Genomic DNA, 19,431 nt, shown 5'->3' with positions numbered 1-19,431 from the left:
GATCATCCTCCGCTGGTTGGATCGCCATTGGCGTTGTGTGCAGCCTAGCATGGAAGACTCGCGCGGGTTTTCAATCGTGCGGCCGTGCGGGCAAGGCTGTATAGTCGGGTTTTGACATCCCGTCGCCACCATGCCGCGCCGCCTGCCCGCCCTCGCCCTCGCCCTCACACTCGCCATGTCCGCCAACCTCCACGCCGCCCCGATGCAATTGGCCGATTACCTGGCCCTGTCCGGCCCGGCGCCCGACGCCACCCTGCGCTACGGCGCCGCCCCGTCGCAGTACGCCGAACTGTTCGTCCCGCCCGGCAAGGGACCGTTTCCCGTGGCCGTGCTCGTGCACGGCGGCTGCTGGACGAAGGAATTCGGCGGCATCGCGCAGCTGCGCAACATGGCGGGGGCGCTGGTGCGGCGCGGCATCGCCGTGTGGAACGTGGAATACCGGCGCGTCGACGAAGCCGGCGGCGGCTATCCGGGCACGTACCACGACATGAACGCCGCCCTCGACCTGCTGGCGCGCACGGCCCGCGACCGTCCGCTGGATCTCGACCGCCTCGTCGCCGTCGGCCACTCGGCCGGCGGCCAGCTCGTGCAATGGCTGGCGGGCCGGTCCCGCATCCCCGCGACCAGCCCCTTGTTCCACGCCGGCGCGCTGCCCGTGCGCCGCGTGGTGAGCCTGGGCGGCCTGGCCGACCTGCGGCGCGAAGCGGCCCTGCTCAAGACCAGTTGCGGACGCGAGGTCGCCGAGCTGGCCGGCACGCCCAGCGCCGCGCGGCCGGACGTCTTCGCCGACACGAACGCGGGCGACCTGATGCCCAACGGCAGCCATACGATCCTCGTCACCGGAGAACTGGACACGATCTCGCCGCCGCGCGTCGCGCACGATTTCGCCGCGCGGGCGCGCGCCGCCGGGGACGCGGCCGACGTCGTCATCCTGCCCGGCGCCAGCCATTACGACGAGGTGGCGGCGACGTCGGCGTCGTGGCCGCTCGTGCTGCGCGCCATCGAGGCCGCGCTCGGGCAGGCACCCCGCTGACGCGCGTTTAGTCGGGGAACACGATCCGTTTCGCGAGCCGCTGGTCGACGACGAGATCTTCCCGCGCCACGGCGACGCAAGGCAGGATGTAGCCCTCGCGCTTTTCGTCGAGCGACAGGCCCGGCCACTCGACGAGATAACGCACGCTCCCCGCCGCGAGGCGGCAGATGCACGTGCGGCACGTGCCGTTGCGGCAGGAGCTGGGCAGGTCGATGCCGGCCCGTTCGGCGGCGTGCAGTACGGTCGTCTCCGCATCGGTCGGGAACGACCAGCCGGAGGGTTGCAGGGTGATGGTCATCGTGGTCGTCGTGGTCATGGCGGCGATTGTACCGCCCTGCCTGGGTTCGTTCCCGCACAGAGCCGGGCCGGGCGCGGCACTAACCTGAAGCCATCGCATCTTCAGGCAGGACATCCATTGAACACGTATCGCCTCCCCCTCACAACGATCGCCATGCTGGCCGGCCTCGCCGGCGCCCCGGCGCTTGCCGCGCAACCGCAAGCGGTGCCGACGCCGCCACCGCCGGCCGGCGCGCCGGCAACGGCATCGGACCGGCTGCTGCGCGCGCAGGTGCTGCTCGACCGCGCCCACTTCTCGCCCGGCGAGATCGATGGCGCCTATGGTTCCAACATGCGGCATGCGCTGGCCGGCTATCAACAGACGCACGGCCTGGACCCGACCGGCAAACTCGACGACGCCACCTGGAACGCGCTGAACGCCGACACGGCGCCGACCTTGGTCACGTACACGCTGCTCGACGCCGACGTCGCGGGCCCGTTCCGTCCCGTGCCGGCCGACATGATGGAAATGGCCAAGCTGCCCACGCTCGGCTACAGCTCGCCGCAAGAAGGGCTGGGCGAAAAATTCCACGCCAGCCCGGCGCTGCTGGAAAAACTCAATCCCGGCAAGGACCTGGGGCGCGCGGGCGAGCAGATCCTCGTGCCGGACGTCGTCGGCACGCCGCCGCTGGCGCCGGCCGCGCGCATCGTCGTGTCGAAGGAGGGACGCACGCTCGAGCTGCAGGACCCCGCCGGGACCGTCCTGGCCCAATACCCCGTGTCGAGCGGCAGCGAACACGATCCGCTGCCGATCGGCACGTGGAAGGTCGATGGCGTGCACCGCAACCCGACCTATCACTACAACCCCAAGCTGTTCTGGGACGCGAAACCGGGAGACAAGCGGACGACGGTCGCGGCGGGCCCCAACAATCCGGTCGGCGTCGTGTGGATCGACCTGTCCAAGCCGCACTACGGCATCCACGGCACGCCGGTGCCGGGCACGATCGGCAAGACCGAATCGCACGGCTGCATCCGCATGACGAACTGGAGCGCGGCCGAAGTGGCCGGGCTGGTGCAGCCGGGGACGGAAGTGGTGCTGGAGGAGTAGAACCCATGCTTTGAGGAGGCGGCGATGAGATGGTTGATGACTTTCCTGCTCGGCGTGCTGGTGGGCGCGGCCGGCTTGTTCGTCTGGCTGCGCCAGATGCCCCATGAACCGGCGGCGCCCGCCGTGGCCGTGAACACGGGCTCCCTGCCCGCCCTGCCGCCGCCGCGCAGCAACCTGGAAGGCAAGCTGCCGCCCGCGCCGGAGGTGCTGCCCGACCTGACCGAACTCGATCTGCCGCTGCACCCGGCCGCCACGGATACCCCGGCGGCCGCGCCCGCCGCGGCGCCGTCCGTCCCGCCCGGCAAGCTGCTGGTGCCGGTGGACGGCATCGCGCCGGCGAAACTCACCGACACGTTCGACCAGCAGCGCGGCAACGAGCGCCACCACGAGGCGCTGGACATCATGGCGCCCAAGGGCACGAAGGTGCTGGCGGCCGCGGACGGCAAGATAGTGAAACTCTTCACGAGCAAGCCGGGCGGCCTGACGATCTACGAATTCGATCCGACCGAAAAATACGCCTACTACTATGCGCACCTGGACCGCTATGCGGACGGCCTGCAGGAAGGCGCACAGGTCAAGCGCGGCGACGTGATCGGCTACGTGGGTACGACGGGCAACGCCGACCCGAACGCGCCGCACCTGCATTTCGCCGTGTTCGAGCTGACGCCCGAGAAGCAGTGGTGGAAGGGGACGCCGGTGGATCCGTATCCGTTGTTGCAGCCCTAGGACCTGGACGGCGAGGGCACATTGATGTCGCCCATCATCAAACGTCTTGACATTTTAGATGATGGACATCATCATAAATTCGTGCGCACCGGTGCCGCAGGAGGACAGGCCGGGCGCGGGACACCCTCAACCCAGGATTGGAATAGCATGAACAAGCAAGCAGGAAAGACCGCCATCGTGACGGGCGCCTCGTCGGGCATCGGCAAGGCCACCGCCGCCGCCCTGGCGCAGGCCGGATTCACCGTGTTCGGCACGAGCCGCCGGGCCGCCGCGGATGGCCCGCCACACGTCACGATGCTGGCGTGCGACGTGACCTCCGACGATTCGGTCAGGGCGCTCGTCGCGGACGTGCTGGCGCGGACGGGCCGAATCGACCTGTTGGTGAACAATGCCGGCCTCGGCCTCTTCGGCGGGGCCGAGGAATCGTCGATCGAGCAAGCCAAGTCCCTGTTCGAGGTGAATTTCTTTGGACTCGTACGGATGACGAACGGCGTCCTGCCGTCGATGCGGAAACACGGCGGCGGACAGATCATCAACATCAGTTCGGTGCTCGGCTTCATCCCGGCGCCCTACTCCACCTTTTACGGCGCGACCAAGCACGCCGTCGAAGGCTACTCGGAATCGCTCGACCACGAGACGCGCGCCTTCAACGTCCGCGTGACGCTGATCGAACCCGCTTTTACCAAGAGCGCCTTCGACCAGGCCGCCCTGAAGCCGGATGCCATGATCGAGGACTATGCCGAGGCCCGCGCCGGCATCGACGAGCAGCTCCGGCGCGCGATGACCATCGGCGACCCGCCGGAAGTCGTCGCGGACACCGTGCTGATGGCCGCGACCGCCGCGCACCCCAAGCGCCGTTACCCGGCCGGGAAGATGGCAAGGCAAACCAGCTTCGCGCGCCGCTTCGCGCCGGCCGGGATGTTCGAAGCGAGCCTGCGCAAGCAGCTCGGCCTGCCGGCCTAGCGCGTCGTCACGGGCCGGCCGCCTCGTCGACGTCCGGTCCCACGTTGATCGCCGCGTAGGCCCGCTGCACGGCGATGACTTCGCGGCTGGACTTGCCGTACAACTCGCCGGCCGCCTCGATCATCTTGGCGCGCGCATCCGCGTAATTGGTGCTCGACGTGAACTTGGTCGTGTTGGCGTTGAACCAGATGCGGTAGGCCTTGTCGATACCGATGCCCGTCATCGCGGCCGGGCGCTTGACGAGGTACTGGCTGTAATAATCGCCCGCCTTGTCCGCGCTCGATCCCTGCGCCAGGAAGTAGAACATGCGGTTGTTCGGGCCGCTGCTGTAGTGCACGTCCAGGCGCTTGATCGATTTGCTCCACGCGTCCGGGCTGTTGCCGTCCTTGCTGGGGCGGTACATCCAGCGCAGCGGCGTGCCGGTCTTGCTGATCTCCTTGCCCATCATCCAGTCGTTGCCCGTGAGCGGGATGCCGTCGCCCCGTCCGCCGCCGCGCGCATAGGCTTCGACGGCCTCGCCGTTGATGTCCGACGACGATTCGTTCAACCCGCCCGATTCGCCGGAATACGTGAGGTTCGACGTCGCGGCGGTGACGCCGTGGCCCATCTCGTGGCCGATCACGTCGATCGAGCCGAGGCTGTAGAAGCTGGAGCCGTCGCCGATGAACATGCAGCGGCACGTGTCGCTGTAATACGCGTTGTCGTACGCCGTGTTGACGTGGGCCGCGATATAGGTCGCCGTGTTGTGGCCGTCCAGCGAGAGCCAGTTGAACACGTTCTTCAAGGTGTCGTACGTATTCATCAAGCCCCACATCGCGTTCACGGCGGCCGTCTGGCCGTTCGCGTTCGTCGTCGAACCGCCGGCCACGTACTGCTTGCCGTCGCCCCACGTGTTGGTGTCGTTGACGTACACGTCGCCCGCGCTCGTGCCGTGGTCCGCGTTCGTGATCGCCATTGCGCCGAACGTGCCGCCCGTGCCGCGCGTGTCGTCGATCATCCGGAATTTTCCGTTGTTCGCGGTCGTGTTGATGGGCACGTCGCCGTTGTACTGGCTGTGGCCGACGCCGACGACCGTCTGCAGCATGCTCCATTGCGCGAGGATGCTGCCGTCGCGCGCGGCGACGACGGTGTCGTGGTAGGCCGGCTTGTCGCGGGCGACCATGCGCGTGTGCACGAGGTAGGCGAGTTCGAAGTGGTCGACGACGTCCTGCACGTCGAGCGCATTGAGCGCCGCTTCCGGCTTGTCGCGCGCCTCGGGCACGCGTTCCGTGCGCAGCGCGGGCCAGACGATCAACTCGGCGCTGGGCGGCGTCTCGTGGCGGGCCGATGGCGCCAGCGGCGCCAGCGACGCCAGCGCCGCATCGATCGCGGCCTTCGACGAGATCGCCGGCACGACGCTGAAATCGGCGCCCGGCCCCGCCGCGTCGGGCTTGGCGAAGTTGGCGCGCTGCTCGGAATCGGACTCGGACACGATCTTGCCGTTCGCATCGAGCACCAGCACGGACTCGAAGCCGAAGATGGGGACGCCCTTGAACGTATGCGCCACGCGCGCGATCTGCGTGCCCTGCGCGCCCGGATGCCGCTTGATGACGGCGTAGCCGAAGCGGGCGTCCTGCCCGCGCGCGGCGCGGCGCGCGTCCAGCTGGGCCAGCAGCGCCGCGTCGACCTGCGGCGACGGGGCGACCGCCGGGCTCATCGTGCCGGGACCCGCCGCACCGGCGGGCATGGCGGCCGTCAGCGACAGGGCGCCGAACGATGCGAGCAACATCTTGCGCTTGTTCATGAGGATTCCTTTCATTGAGCGGGAACACGGGACGGGCACACGGATTCAGTGTGGCCGAGCTCGCTCAAAGGAATTTGCTCAAGCACAAAAAGCCCCATGGGCGCCGACGGCGGCCATGGGGCTTGCTACAAGGTGGCGGCATACGCGCCGCCGGGGCGCGTGCGGCGCGCCGTTGCGCGGGTCAGCGTTCGCGCCGGCGCAGCAACCAGACGGCCGTGCCGACGACGGCGCCCGCGATCACGGCCTTCTTCACGAGGCCGGCCCGGTTATGCTCCCATTCGGCCTTGATGCCCATCTCGGCCAGCACGTTCGGCACCTTGCCGTGCACCAGGTCTTCGCCGACGCCTTCGACGACGTTCACGCGGTCCGCCGCGAGCAGCAGCAGCCAGCGGCGCAAGTCGTTCTCCGCCCATTTATACGCCGCACGCCGGATCATGCCGGACAGGCCTTTCGGCGGCTGCGCGGTGCCGAAGATCGGCGTGATGCCGGGGCGCTCCGTCGACACGAGGATCTCGACGTTTTCCCGCTGCTGCGGCAGCTTGCCCTCGTGCGGGTGGATGAAGCGCGGGGGCGTGCGCTCCATCGGGATTGCCGGACGGTTCTTGCGGTCCAGGTCGGCGCCCCAGCCGTCGATGTGGGCGAGTTCCTCGCGGCCGGGCCGGCGCGGGCCTTGCGCCATATCGCCCTGCAATGGATGGGCGTGCACGTGGCCCGCGTCGTCGTCGTGGTGATGATGGTGTTCCATGACCTCTCCTCAATGCAGTGCGCTGGCGTTCACGGCCTGGACCTCGCGCGCGGACGGCGGGATCAGGACGGTCTTGATGCAGTTGTCGAGCTTGCTCGAGAAGATGTGGTACGCGTCCGCCACCTCTTCCAGCGGCACCCGGTGCGTGATGATCTCCTTCGGGTTCAGCCGCCCTTCGCGGATGTGCTCGATCAGGCGCGGCAGGTGGCGCTTCACGCTGGCCTGGTTCATGCGCATCGTGATGCCCTTGTTGACCGCATTGCCCATCGGCACGGCGTTGAACGTCGGACCGTACACGCCCACGATCGACACATTGCCGCCCTTGCGCACGCAGTTGATACACCAGTGCAGCACGGTCGCGGCGCCGGCCTGCATCTTCATCAGGCGGCCCGTGAGGGTCTGGGCGATGGAGCCTGCCGCGTCGCCGCCCACGCAGTCGATGCACACGTCGGCGCCCATCCAGTCCGTCATCTTCTTGATGTGCTCCGCCATGTCGTTCACTTCGCGGAAGTTCACGACTTCGCACTGGGCGTAGCGCTGGACGAATTCCAGCCGGTACTCGACCTCGTCGACGACGATCACCCTGCCCGCGCCCATCAGCCACGCGGACTTGGCGGCGAAGATGCCGATCGGGCCGGCGCCGAAGACGACGACCGTGTCGCCTTCCTGGATGTCGCCCATCTCGGCGGCCTGGTAGCCCGTGGGGACGGCGTCCGTCAGCAGCACGGCGTCGTCCAGGTGCAGGTCGTCGGGGATGGGCAGCGGGCCGACGTCGGCCATCGGCACGCGCACGTACTCGGCCTGGCCGCCGTCGTAGCCGCCCGCCGTGTGCGAATAGCCGTAGATGCCGCCGACGGCCGTCGCTTCCGGATTCGTGTTGTGGCAATTGCCGAAGAGTTCGCGCTGGCAGAAGAAGCACGACCCGCAGAACAGGTTGAACGGCACCAGCACCCGGTCGCCCGCCTTGAGCGTCTGCACGTCGCGGCCGACGTCCACGACTTCGCCGATGAACTCGTGGCCGAACGTATGGCCCACGCGCGTATCGGGCACCATGCCGTGGTACAGGTGCAGGTCGGACCCGCAGATGCAGGAGCGCAGCACGCGCACGATGGCGTCGCCCGGGTGTTCGATGACGGGATCGGGCTTGTAATCGGCGCGGACGCGATACGGTCCCCGGTAATTCATTGCCAGCATATTTCCTCCTCATTGGTTGCCGGCCCGCCGCAACGGACGAGCGCTTGACAACAAGGTATGTCAAAACGCTAAGGAAGGCGATATGCGCACGGAAATGTACGGGGTTCCGGAACACTTTTTTTGGCGGGTCGTAGGACTTCGTTTTTAAAAGGAAAATTTATTAACTTCAAGCACGGATCTCGAGCACAATATGCCCCAGCCACACGCATCATCCGGTGCGGGCCGCAGCCAAACTGGTCGAACTGTATTCGAACATCGGCGCGCGACACGCTCCCGCGCTCGCCGGCCTTGACCGGCCTTCCTTGAACGTGCAAGTCATCTTCCAGTCGGTAATCTGCAGTGCCGGGAAGGCACGTGAAATCGCCATCTTCTCTGGTCTGCCTCGCGCACGGCGCGGCAATCTTGTGACGCCGTTTTGCCGATGCCCCATGGCTTCCGCGCGCGTGACTTTGCGTCCAAATCCGGCAACTGCCGAACTTCCACCGGTCGCTATTGTGGTGCGACGTTATGGTTTGGGTAAATTGCAGATATTTTGTGACCGCGAATTTCAACAACCATGTAGTAGCGCGCTTATGTCATGGTTTTTTAAAAAAATCACTCATTGTTGCAAAGCATCTTTTTGCCACAGAATTCCTGCCGATTATGTTTCCCGCTGCCCTTTCTGGGTAAAATTGAATTTCACAGGAGGCGACAATTGCCTTCTTGTGGTAACCACAGGAGAAAATGAATGAACCAGTTGAGCAAAGACGAAATTGAATTGATCGCAGGCGGTATGGACTGGCAAGGCGGACGCGAGTCGAGCAACGTCATCGATTGCCGGAATGGCTACTATTGCACGAATTCACTCACCGGCAGCGTGAATTGGGGGCAGACTTCCGTTATGTGGTTCGGCGTCGACATTTTCAGCTAAGTTAATCTGAAATGAGCCAGAGCCGGCGTTCGGATGTGCGCCCGGCTCTTTCTTTATTTTATGGATCAAGGTATGCGTATCGAAATTCGCGGAAAAACCACGATGAATAACAATGATCGATTGCGCGGCGTACCGGCATTCCTGCGGGCGAAAAAACGATTTGATCATCGCCGGCAATTTCTGAAGACGGCGTAGAGCACCGAGAGCAGGTTTTTTCATGCCTTCTTTATCCTGCACAAATTGCTTGCCGACCTGGCGCTTCACCTGTACGCATGCCTGCTCGTCGGGATTGAGGTGCGGCGAACAGGGTGGCAGGCAGAACAGCTTGAGTGCGCCGTCGAGCCTGGCGACGTATTCCTTGTTGGCGCATCGTTTGCAAAGTATGGTGGTCGAGCGTGCGGCCGTCGGATGAGCGGCTTCATTTCATCTCGGCATTATCGCTCGAAACTGAAACCGATCGGAATGTGAACGCAATCCAGTCGCCCTATCCGGTTCAGAGCTGGCGCGCCTCGAACGTATTGCACTGCTCGACGGACCCCGTCTGCAGGCCGCGCGTGAACCAGCGCACGCGCTGGGCCGACGTGCCGTGCGTGAACGAATCCGGCACGACGACGCCGCGCGACTGGCGCTGCAACGCGTCGTCGCCGATGGCGCTGGCCGCGTTCAAGGCCGATTCGACGTCGCCCTGTTCGATGATCTGCTTGGCCTGGTTGGTGTGGTAGGCCCACACGCCGGCGAAGCAGTCGGCCTGCAGTTCGAGCCGCACGGACGCCGCGTTGGCCTGGGCCTCGGACAGGTGCCGGCGCGCGCTGTCGACCTTGGCCGAGATGCCCAGCAGGTTTTGCACGTGGTGCCCGACCTCGTGGGCGATCACGTAGGCCTGCGTGAATTCGCCGCCGACGTGAAAGCGCTGCTGCATCATGCGGAAGAAGTCCAGGTCGAGGTAGACCTTGCGGTCGGCCGGGCAGTAGAACGGACCGACGGCGGCATCGCCCAAACCACAACCACCGGTCGGCGTGCGGCCCGTGTACAGCCTGAGCTTCGGTGGCGTGTAGGTGGCGCCGTTGGCGCGGAAAATCTGCGTCCATGTGTCCTCGGTATAGCCGAGAACCGTCTTCACGAACTGCGTCTCGCGATCGTTCGCCGGGGGATGCGCGGGTGCCTGCTGAACCTGCGCGGGCGCCCCGCCGCCCGTCAACAGGTTCAAGATCGTCGACGGCGACACGCCGAAGAACCACGAACCGATCAGCGCGATGACGATCGTACCGATGCCCACCGTCCCACCACCGATCCCGAATCCCCCGCCACCGCCACCACTGCCGCGTACGTCCTCGACGTTATCGCTCTGCCTGTCGCCTTCCCAACGCATGATGATTCTCCCTGGCGCCGCCGCCGGGGCGCGCTCTCGTTATGGTTCCATACGGACGCCGTCAGTGACCACCGGAGCGCCTGATCTTCACCGCCCCCATGTTTTCGCGCACATCCTTGCGGCGGAACTCGTCGTCCACCGCGAGGCCGACGCGCTGTTCGTCGTGCAGCAGGCGCTCGTGGCGTTCGCGTTCGACCTCACGCTCCAGTCGCTCGTTCAGGGATACGTCCGGCGTCGTTTTCATGGTCGTCCTCTTCCGTGGGCCGCCCGTCCCGCTTCAGCCCGAGTGCATTGTGCATGCGGCGCACGGCCGCCTCTGTTCGAACTTTCACATAATCGGCATGATCCGCATGATGCCATAGCGGCAGGCGGCGCTGCATGACAGCCTGTCCACGTGGTTCCGTGCGCCGGCGTACGGAAGCGCGTACCGGCGTCATGCATGCTCCCCGCATGATCTCGACCGCCACCGCCTTCGCCAACCACGACGCCCTCGCCGCGCTCGGCCGCAGTCTACAGGCCGCGGACTACCGCTTCGTGACCGTCACGCCGGCCACGCACCGCCGCGTGAACGGACGTCCCGCCAACGCCTGGGCGCACGACGCGCGGGGCGTGTTCGGCTGGAACCGGCCTTACCGGACCGGCGTGCTGCCGGACGAGATCGACGGCCCGTTGCGCGCGGCCGGCCTGGCGGCGCCGGTGGACGCGAACGGCAACGACGCCGCCGACGGCGACGCGGCCGGCTGGCGCGCGCGCGTGCGCGCCGCGACGATCGCCGACCACCTGTACTTCCACTCGGCCTGGCCCACGTGCGATGCGGACGCCGTGTTCTTCGGCCCCGACACCTACCGCTACGTTGGCGCGCTCAAACGCACGCTCGGTCCGCACGGCGGCCTGCGCCGGCCCGTGCGGCGCGCCGTCGACATCGGCGCCGGCGCCGGACCGGGCGCCATCGAACTGGCGCTGCGCTGCCCCGACGCGACGGTCTACGCGGCCGACATCAACCCTGCCGCGCTGGCGCTGGTCGAAGTCAACACGAGCCTGAACGGCGCGCACAACGTCGTGCCCTGCCGCAGCGACCTCTTGGCCCGCGTGGACGGCGGCTTCGATCTCGTCATGTCGAATCCGCCCTACATCCTCGATCCGGACGCGCTGACGTACCGCCACGGCGGCGGCGAGCACGGCGCCGAACTGTCGACACGCATCGTTCACGCGGCGCTGGACCGGCTGCATCCGGGCGGCAGCCTGCTGCTGTACACGGGCGTGGCGATGGTCGACGGCGGCGATCCGTTCCTGGCCGCCGTGCGCGCGCGGCTCGACGCCGACACGGACGGCTGGTCGTACGAGGAACTGGATCCGGACATCTTCGGCGGCCAGTTGGACTGCGACGGCTACGAACGCGTGGAACGCATCGCGGCCGTGTGGCTGCAGGCCGTCAAGCGAGGGTGAATCCGGCAAACAGGTGACTCCGCGACGGCGGCTGGTATCGATCTCTTGTCCACCGCATCCACGCACAGGAGACGCAACTTTCATGGGCGTGCGCCGGGAAGAACGGACAGGCAATTCTCCGTTCAGCGTCGCGCATGTCGATATGCCGCCCGATACCTGAAGCGGCCGACCTCAACTTGGCTGCACTCTCGAATCGCCGACAGTCCGCGCCGTGCCGCTGGGAGCCGCGACAGCCCGGCGCTCACGCTGGTGGTCGTCCGTCCCCGTGCCGGTGAGCAGTCTGGTCGATGCTCTACAAATCAAACCGAACAGCATGACGACTGCGTTCATCAACTGTAGAGCGATCACGGCGCCAAGCCGATCCGAGCCAAACCACGTATCAAAGACATACACGAAGCACAGGTTGATTACGATCCATATCGAAACGTAGCCTGTCCTGAATCTTCGAAACGGCACGTTGCCTACCTTCGCTCCAGCGCCTTCCCTTCGGCCATCCGCAGGAGCGGAAGTAAGTCCTTTGGTCCCCCAGCTGCTGTCATGTGCATTGCAAACCGCGTACATCCACATCAGGGGCGTAACGAAATAACCCGTAATGGCTACGATAGGAACACTTGTGAGGAGCGCCCGGGTTTGCCGACGATGTCCCAACAATGACGCCAGGGGCAAGGCCGCCACGATAAAAGCTGTCGTCGGTATCAACTCGCTCGTTCTGCCGAACAGCAAGGCCACGCATAGCGATACGGCGAAGACACTCCCTTGAAGAGCGATGGAAAATCGAAAAAAGGCAAGGCTGCGCGCCGACAGGCTGCCTCGGTAGCAGATGAAGAACTGCACGAGCAATGCGCACATCGCTGCCCAAAACGATGCGCGCAATCCGCCCGACGCCCAGGCGAACCGCGAAACCAGCGAGGAAGCATGGCCGGTCAAGGCTTGCAGGAGCAGAATGGACACGGCCGTCACCAGCCAGTCGTTGACGAGCATGACCGAATGATAGATTCCCGCCGTAGCCGAGCGAATTTTTCGATGCATCGAGACTGTCGGGTTCGCAATAAAACCCGGCAACTTCTTGATGAAGTTGACACGACAGGCCATGTACCCATTGCTCCAGCGCTTCCGCTGCCGCAACAGTTCACCCCAGGAATTGCAGGGGTCGGTGACCGCCATCGCACGGTCGATATGCGAGATCGTCCAGGCGACCTGCGGATCGCTCACGATCTCGCGGCAAAGCACGCGGTCCTCCGCGGCATACAACATCGATTCGTACGGAGTCAGGGCTTCCAGGCCCTTGAAATACACGGCGAGCGGATCCCATCCCTCTTCTTGTGCGCCATCGATCGCGCGGCCGCTGATCGCCTCCCATCGGATGGCACTCAACTGCCCGGGCACAACGCTCAGATAGCCGACCGTATTCTCGGCAGGCCAATCCAGCAGCGTCGAATTTGCAAAAGAAACGTACTGCCAACAATGGAGCAGATCCGCTGGCCCGGAAGGCGGCGGAGGCATGATACTGCTGGCGACCGCCCCCAGACACGGATCCCCCTGAAATGCCGTGGTCATTGCCTGCAGGGCCTGCTCCGTCGGCATCGTGCCAACGTCCATCTGAAAGCAATACGCAGGGTTGAGATGCGGGCAAAAAATCCGATAAAACCACCAGTGCGAATCCAGCTTCCCGTGATTTTCCTGTTTGACGGCAATGAGCAATTGAACCGCGGTGGTCGGGTCACCTGGCCTGTGTGCGCCACGCTCGAATCCCCGTAACCCACGCGTATCGATTTGCGGCCCATCCCGATCCGGAGCGGATTCGCAACCTGCCGCCTCGAACACGGACAAGTCGGACAAATCAAACTGCGTGTGGAGGCAAGCCAGATCCTGAGATCCGCCGCTTGAGAAGAAATCCGGGCCGGCAAAACGGTCCAGAACCGCGCGCGTGGAAGACGAGCATTTTGTAAGGCCATCTACCAGCATACATACGGATACCGCTATACCAGGGCATGTTTCACGCAAAAAACGAATGCTATCTGCAAGCCCGACGAACGAAGCATGCAGCGCTTCGGCAGTCTCGTTATAGACCGTCAGGCACAAAGCAATGCCGCCATTCAATCGAGGAAAATGATCGATAGCGGCCAAAGCCGTTTCACGATTTACCCATTCCTTGAGATCGCATTCTACTGATAACGGACGGTCCGCTACTATTCGCGCGTCGAGCGATAAATTCATTTAGATTTTCGTTTGTGGCCAGTCATTCAGCATCAAGCGGTGGAGCGTACCCCCATTCTTCCCGCGAGTCAAGAAGCGGCATTATTGACACATTAATTTTCTTATAAAATTGAAACAAGAATAAAAAATCCAGCCGTTTACCAACGGCAGTGATTTTTCGTGAAAAATAACACATTTACACCCACTTTTGCGCCACCCCACCTCCCGGACGAACCGGTCGCCGCCGGCGCAAGCGCCGGCGCATCAAAATCTGCGCTTTCCCTATTTAAGCGCCAAGAAATTCGCTTCTAGCGCGCATGCACGACGAATTACCCGGAAACGCACACATTATCGCTTCCGCCAGGGCAGGTGGAAATTTGATAGAAATATTTAAACCGATCCATTTCGGAATATCTCGCACCGAAAAAAAATATGTTTCAATTGAAAAAAAGGGGTTGCCACGAGACCATCAAGGCGCGCTATACTTCGTCGAATCAGCGCGTCACGACCGTCATTTAAACAGACGAAGTCTGATTTTCATGAATTCTGAAAAAATCAATGAACGAACACAAACCAACTCGCGGCGTATATTTTCTGGCCAATAACGTAGTCTTCGAGCAGGTCGTCGCATTCCTGCGGAGCTTCCGAACGCACAATCCGACGATCCCGTTATGCCTCATCCCATACAACGATGCGTTTGACAGGATAGCCGCGCTCCAGGACACCTATTCATTCTCGGTTTTCGACAACACCGATCTGCTGGCTGAATGCGACGCGATCAGCGAAAAATTTCATGGCTTCGTACTCGGCGCCTACAGAAAACTGGTGGCGTGGGAAGGAATTTTCGATTCATTCATCTATATCGACGTCGATACCGTTGTGATCGACTCGATCGATTTCGCTTTCGACGGCCTGAAATATGCCGCATACGTCGCGTCCCATTCAAATCTCGCGAATATCCGGCAGTTCGTATGGAAGGACAGCATTTACGAAACCCACCTCCTGACACGTCCGCAGATCGAGTTCGCGACCAATACCGGCTTTTTCGCGAGCTGGCGTGGGCTGCTGCCGATGAAGCACTGCATCGCGAAAGTCAACGGTGCACTGGAGCTCAAGGACCACATGGAGTTGTCCTGCATGGAACAGCCGTTCCTGAATTATCTCGTCGTCACCTCCGGTTATGCCTGCACCAGCCTGCTTGTACTGCGCGACCGCGGAGTGATGCCCTCCGCCGCACTGGAGTTCTGGGGTGGCTCGCCTGACGCGCGGGTCGAAGGCGGAAAACTGTATCCCCCTTACGACGCGCCGGTTTTTCTCGTGCATTGGGCCGGTTTTACGAGAGGCTGCGAGAACCTCGGAGAAGCACTGCCCTACAAGGAGCTGTGGAACTTTTATCGCCGCTCCGACATTCCGCCCACCGACTTTAATCGCGACGTTCACTCGCCCGTCTAAATTCCCTGAATAATATGGAAAAAATTGTCGTTACCGGCGGCGCTGGGTTTCTCGGCAGCCATTTGTGCGACCGCCTGATCGCCGGCGGCGCGGACGTGCTCTGCGTAGATAACTTCTTCACTGGCAGCAAGGCGAATATCGCGCACCTGATCGGCCACCCCACATTCGAACTGATGCGGCATGACGTCACCTTTCCGCTGTACGTCGAGGTGGATAAGATCTATAACCTGGCTTGTCCCGCGAGCCCGATCCATTACCAGTACGATCCGGTACAGACGACGAAAACCAGCGTGCACGGTGCCATCAATATGCTTGGTCTTGCGAAACGCGTGAAAGCGCGCATCCTGCAGGCGTCGACAAGTGAAGTGTATGGCGACCCGGAAGTGCATCCGCAGCGTGAGGATTATCTCGGCCGCGTCAATCCGATCGGGATTCGATCCTGCTACGACGAGGGTAAACGCTGCGCGGAAACCCTGTTCTTCGACTACCGGCGTCAGCACAACGTCAACATCAAGGTCATCCGTATTTTCAATACTTATGGCCCCCGCATGCATCCCAACGATGGACGCGTGGTCAGCAATTTCATCGTCCAGGCACTCCGGGGCGAGGACATCACGTTATACGGCAATGGCGAGCAGACACGCAGCTTCTGTTATGTCGATGACCTGATCGATGCAATGGTCGCGATGATGGAATCGAACGACAACATCACCGGTCCATTCAATGTTGGAAATCCGCAAGAGGTCTCGATGCTGGAACTCGCGGAGTTGATCCTCACGCTCACCGGATCCACGTCGAAACTGGCGTTTCGTCCCCTTCCTGCGGACGATCCGCAACGGCGCCAGCCCGACATTACCGCGGCCAGGGAGATGCTGGGCTGGAAGCCGAGAGTCCGGCTCGAAGATGGACTCAAAGAGACCATCGCTCACTTCAAACATACCTTGAAGTAAAAGAACGTTCCTGCGCACGCATATGCTCGATATTAACGACTTTAAAGACAATCTGGTTGAATTCGAATGCGTCCGAATCCGCGATGCCCGGACCATCTGGCTCAACGACGAAGCGACCGCCGATCTGGAAAACTTGCTGGACAAAGGCTTGTCGGAAGCAAGTTTCGCACGCAACTTCGCCTATGTGTCAAAAGCCAACCGCTGCTTTGGCGAGGGCGAACTGGATGAAAATGACAGCCGGATCTATTTGGCCGAACGGTACGGCGGGCGTGGCGTAGGGGACAACGGAGGAGGTGGCCGCGCAGGCAACTTCGGAAATTTCCAGGTCAAGGGCAACGGCCCGAATCCGTTGGTGAGCGGCCAGTCCGTATGGCACTCGTACGGCTCGTTGAATATCGTCGATGCCGCCTACGAGGCTATTTATTCGACGGTGCTGGGTCGGATTCTCCCGATGGGTTGCGCCAGGATCTACGGACTCATTCGCACGTCGGATACCGGGGCTTTTCAGCTGTTTGGCTGGGGCACCGAAGAGACCGAACTGACACCGGCCCCCGGGGCGCTCCTTGTGCGCGAGCGCGTGCTGAGGCCGGCTCACTTGATGCACGCGGAGCACTTCACGCCGCCGAAAACGACGTCGCTGAAACGCGAGCCCGCGCGGATCCGCTCGGTGTATCGTCAGCTCAAGGCCAAATTTAACAGCGACAACCACTTTATACAGTTCGCCGGGAGTTTCATTCTTGCGTCGGCAAAACAGTTTGCCTTCGCCCGAGCGGCACGCATCGCGCATGGCGGCCTGACGCCTTCGAACATCTGTCTGGATGGCCGTTGGCTCGACTTGACAGAGGCTCGCTTCCTCAGCGGCGGAAAGAACTTCCGCGGGCAAACGACTTTCTTTGACGAACCCCACGTTGTCATGGAGTCTGTCAGACAGTTGCTTTACGTTTACGGGAAATGCAGCGGCGCTCAGTTCAATATCGAACCTCTTGTGCGCTACTTTGACCGAGTATTCGTAAACTGCTTTGTATATTATTCCCTGTCGGTGCTGGGTCTTCCAGAGACACATCTCGAAAATATTGCCGAGAGTGACGACGGTAAAGCGTTCGCGGCAGCTTACGATGCCGTGGTTCGGAAGAGTAAAGCGCCGCTCGCGGATCTACCCGAACGACATGATCCGGACGATCCGGTCATCGCCTTCATGAGGTTGTCCTACCTCGGTTTGGCGAACAGCGAGAACACGTTGCAAAGGTTCAGCGAACTGCTGCGAACCACACCCGACAAGGCACACGATGTGCTTGTCGCCTTTAAAAACGTGCTACGCTCGGCCGCGTTGCAACGACTCGAGTCGCCAGGTCCCGACAGGGTTCGAAATTGTTACGTTGCCTGCGCCATCAAAGCGCTGCGCTGGGCATATCTTTCGGCCTACTTTTATCGCGGCCGCATCGCGTCGCAGCTCCACACAATGGCGTACGAAAAACGTCTGGACGAAGTTGGGCACTACATCCAGGATTGCGTCGACCAGTCCAAATGGATTTTCGACACCGCCTCTACTGGCCAGATCGTCATCGCGCAAACCGGACATGTTCGAATCGCTTACGACGAGACACTGCATCGCTACAGATTAGTGGGAAATTGCGACTGCACATTCGAGCGCTACGAGGATTGCCTCAGCTTTGTCACCGCAAATTATCCGGATCTGCAGTTGAGCGGGACATTCGACCTGGGCTTCTATCTGCAAGCTCTTGGGGAAGTCCTTACGAGCATCGAAAACATGTCTTGCACCCAAGTATAAGAACGAATCGGCTTTCATCCTCCGGCGACATGAAGCCAGTTCGGCCCACACAAGTAGACAATTGATATGAATCTGTCTCATCCAAATCCACCTGAGTTCTCCGCTGCAATTGAAATGTTGGGCAGTTTGAACATCCCCATCGATCCGCTATTGCTCGGCCGTATCCGTAATGCGGCTTACGCCGGCACGCTGACGATTCTTCGCAACGCCAAGAAAGACCCGGTCGGCTTCGTGTGCTGGGCTGGCGGCAACAAGGACAGCGTGAGAATCGCCGATCGTTTCGGCCTCTTCCCCAGTCATTTCTGGGAATTCAAGGAAGGGAAGATCGCGCTGCTCATGCTGGTGTTTTTCGCGTATCCCTCCAACCAGGAAGCCAGGAAGGCGTTCAAGGATTTTCTGCGCACCCACCGAGCGGTTTACTACGTAAAACGCGAACGAAAGCGTCTGATGCTCAGGACCTCCAGAGGTTTTAAACGGGCTAACGTTACTTAAGGCGATTTCCGATAATCGACATCCGCACGCTCAAGACGGTGTACAGCCACCTCCAAGGTCGATCTATATTCATCGGCAAGAACACCATACCCCGACTTTTCATGTGGCAGCCGGATAGATACGACCGAACAGAGGAACCCGAACAAAGCCTGTCTGGACGCGTGATAATTCACACGAAAACCGAAAATCCTTTCTCACGAATTCGCCGGCCCAATAGTTTTGCGGCACTGCCCCAGACAGCCCGCATAAAACTTCCATTTAAAAAAATCGACATCTGTCTTGACATCAGAAAATCTCTGCCAAATAATATTATTACCATAATACAAATGATGTCAGTTGACAAACGTCTGGCCAGGCAACACGTTTCCCGGCTACATCGGAAACCTTGTTTGAATTGCGGAGGTCCGCATGATGGACGGAAGCGTGAAATTGTGAACTACACGAGGCGTATACAACTGGTTGGGCAACATATATTCAGCCGAGCCCGGGACAGTTAATCGGGACTCGCCTCGTACGACACAACAAGAATTTTGTGACCTGCTTCATCGATTCAGGTCAAAAATATTTCCGGGTTGCGGCAAAGCCGTATAAAGGAAGCCTTCGAGGCGACTGACACTCGCCTTAAAATTTAATTGGAGAAAATAATGAAAGACCTTGAAATCGATCAAATCGAACTGGTATCTGGCGGCGACGTTGTTGACGTGCCCATCGGCTACCCTACCTGGCCTACGGACCCGTATAACCCGTACCCTACTTTCCCTACGTACCCGGGTCCTTTTGGTTGATGCCCTCGCTGTAGCATCATAGCGTCGGCTTTTGGCGACAATGCTCCGGGTTTGAATATCGCGATCGCATCTCGCGAAACTCTACTTAGAGGCTATCCCAGTAGACCTGCTGAGCGCCAGGCGATGATTCCGCATACCAGATGAAGAAAGGCAAGGTAATTGCTCGCTTTCTTCGGCCAACGGATCAGCAAACCCCGAAACCGGTTCATCCAGC

17 protein-coding genes and 2 pseudogenes are annotated in these 19,431 nt (G+C 61.8%); 10 read left to right on the top strand and 9 right to left on the bottom strand.

The annotated features are described in order from the left end of the window. The first annotated feature begins 130 nt into the window (after positions 1-130). Positions 131-1,033 carry an alpha/beta hydrolase gene (locus ISF28_RS18630; RefSeq protein ID WP_229519193.1) on the top strand — a complete coding sequence of 301 codons (903 nt, stop codon included), beginning with the start codon at positions 131-133 and terminating at the stop codon, positions 1,031-1,033. A 7-nt stretch (positions 1,034-1,040) separates the two neighbouring features. Here ISF28_RS18630 and ISF28_RS18625 read toward each other — a convergent pair whose 3' ends face one another. Beyond that, positions 1,041-1,331 carry a 2Fe-2S iron-sulfur cluster-binding protein gene (locus tag ISF28_RS18625; RefSeq protein WP_198118831.1) on the bottom strand — a complete coding sequence of 97 codons (291 nt, stop codon included), beginning with the start codon at positions 1,329-1,331 and terminating at the stop codon, positions 1,041-1,043. 117 nt (positions 1,332-1,448) lie between these two features. Between ISF28_RS18625 and ISF28_RS18620 the strand changes: the two genes are divergently transcribed. From ISF28_RS18620 to ISF28_RS18610, 3 genes are all read left to right on the top strand, one after another. After that, positions 1,449-2,417, top strand: coding sequence for a L,D-transpeptidase family protein (locus tag ISF28_RS18620; RefSeq protein WP_229519192.1), 969 nt, complete (start codon positions 1,449-1,451; stop codon positions 2,415-2,417). Between the two features lie 36 nt (positions 2,418-2,453). After that, on the top strand, positions 2,454-3,143 hold the full coding sequence (locus ISF28_RS18615; protein ID WP_229519191.1) for a M23 family metallopeptidase: 690 nt from the start codon (positions 2,454-2,456) through the stop codon (positions 3,141-3,143). A 147-nt stretch (positions 3,144-3,290) separates the two neighbouring features. Further along, a complete protein-coding gene (locus ISF28_RS18610) occupies positions 3,291-4,106 on the top strand; it encodes an oxidoreductase (protein WP_198118676.1) in 816 nt (271 codons plus the stop codon). 7 nt (positions 4,107-4,113) lie between these two features. On the opposite strand, the gene ISF28_RS18605 is transcribed toward ISF28_RS18610, so the two are convergent. From ISF28_RS18605 to ISF28_RS18595, 3 genes are all read right to left on the bottom strand, one after another. After that, positions 4,114-5,889 carry a M4 family metallopeptidase gene (locus ISF28_RS18605; RefSeq protein WP_198118675.1) on the bottom strand — a complete coding sequence of 592 codons (1,776 nt, stop codon included), beginning with the start codon at positions 5,887-5,889 and terminating at the stop codon, positions 4,114-4,116. A 181-nt stretch (positions 5,890-6,070) separates the two neighbouring features. Further along, the gene (locus tag ISF28_RS18600) at positions 6,071-6,634 is read right to left on the bottom strand and encodes a hypothetical protein (RefSeq protein WP_198118674.1); all 564 of its coding nucleotides are present in this window, start codon (positions 6,632-6,634) and stop codon (positions 6,071-6,073) included. A gap of 9 nt (positions 6,635-6,643) precedes the next feature. After that, positions 6,644-7,828 (bottom strand): zinc-dependent alcohol dehydrogenase, encoded by a 1,185-nt coding sequence (locus ISF28_RS18595; protein WP_198118673.1) that lies wholly within the window; start codon positions 7,826-7,828, stop codon positions 6,644-6,646. A 428-nt stretch (positions 7,829-8,256) separates the two neighbouring features. Between ISF28_RS18595 and ISF28_RS18590 the strand changes: the two genes are divergently transcribed. Next, on the top strand, positions 8,257-8,559 hold the full coding sequence (locus tag ISF28_RS18590) for a hypothetical protein (RefSeq protein ID WP_198118672.1): 303 nt from the start codon (positions 8,257-8,259) through the stop codon (positions 8,557-8,559). A 305-nt stretch (positions 8,560-8,864) separates the two neighbouring features. Here the strand turns inward: ISF28_RS18590 and ISF28_RS30590 are convergent. From ISF28_RS30590 to ISF28_RS18575, 3 genes and pseudogenes are all read right to left on the bottom strand, one after another. Next, a pseudogene (locus tag ISF28_RS30590) lies at positions 8,865-9,098 on the bottom strand (IS630 family transposase); the annotation flags it as partial. Between the two features lie 133 nt (positions 9,099-9,231). Then, positions 9,232-10,107, bottom strand: coding sequence for a KPN_02809 family neutral zinc metallopeptidase (ypfJ, locus tag ISF28_RS18580; protein WP_198118670.1), 876 nt, complete (start codon positions 10,105-10,107; stop codon positions 9,232-9,234). 61 nt (positions 10,108-10,168) lie between these two features. Then, positions 10,169-10,351: a hypothetical protein gene (locus tag ISF28_RS18575; protein ID WP_198118669.1), complete on the bottom strand. Its 183-nt coding sequence runs from the start codon at positions 10,349-10,351 to the stop codon at positions 10,169-10,171. 191 nt (positions 10,352-10,542) lie between these two features. On the opposite strand from ISF28_RS18575, the gene ISF28_RS18570 reads away from it, so the two are divergent. Next, on the top strand, positions 10,543-11,553 hold the full coding sequence (locus ISF28_RS18570; protein ID WP_229519190.1) for a N5-glutamine methyltransferase family protein: 1,011 nt from the start codon (positions 10,543-10,545) through the stop codon (positions 11,551-11,553). 171 nt (positions 11,554-11,724) lie between these two features. On the opposite strand, the gene ISF28_RS18565 is transcribed toward ISF28_RS18570, so the two are convergent. Continuing rightward, positions 11,725-13,770 (bottom strand): glycosyltransferase family protein, encoded by a 2,046-nt coding sequence (locus tag ISF28_RS18565; RefSeq protein WP_198118668.1) that lies wholly within the window; start codon positions 13,768-13,770, stop codon positions 11,725-11,727. Positions 13,771-14,307: 537 nt separating this feature from the next. Between ISF28_RS18565 and ISF28_RS18560 the strand changes: the two genes are divergently transcribed. The 4 genes from ISF28_RS18560 to ISF28_RS18545 all read left to right on the top strand — a co-directional run bounded on the left by ISF28_RS18560 (position 14,308) and on the right by ISF28_RS18545 (position 18,432). After that, positions 14,308-15,201, top strand: a complete 894-nt coding sequence (locus ISF28_RS18560; protein ID WP_198118667.1) for a hypothetical protein — start codon at positions 14,308-14,310, stop codon at positions 15,199-15,201. Positions 15,202-15,215: 14 nt separating this feature from the next. After that, positions 15,216-16,151, top strand: a complete 936-nt coding sequence (locus ISF28_RS18555) for a UDP-glucuronic acid decarboxylase family protein (protein WP_198118666.1) — start codon at positions 15,216-15,218, stop codon at positions 16,149-16,151. Positions 16,152-16,173: 22 nt separating this feature from the next. Then, positions 16,174-17,940: a hypothetical protein gene (locus ISF28_RS18550; RefSeq protein ID WP_198118665.1), complete on the top strand. Its 1,767-nt coding sequence runs from the start codon at positions 16,174-16,176 to the stop codon at positions 17,938-17,940. Between the two features lie 66 nt (positions 17,941-18,006). Continuing rightward, on the top strand, positions 18,007-18,432 hold the full coding sequence (locus ISF28_RS18545) for a hypothetical protein (RefSeq protein WP_198118664.1): 426 nt from the start codon (positions 18,007-18,009) through the stop codon (positions 18,430-18,432). 877 nt (positions 18,433-19,309) lie between these two features. Here the strand turns inward: ISF28_RS18545 and ISF28_RS18540 are convergent. After that, positions 19,310-19,431: pseudogene (locus ISF28_RS18540) on the bottom strand (IS5/IS1182 family transposase); the annotation flags it as partial.

The sequence above is a fragment of the Massilia rhizosphaerae genome (genome assembly GCF_016093545.1).
Classification (GTDB): Bacteria; Pseudomonadota; Gammaproteobacteria; order Burkholderiales; family Burkholderiaceae_D; genus Telluria; species Telluria rhizosphaerae.
This window is presented reverse-complemented; position numbering and strand designations above follow the sequence as displayed.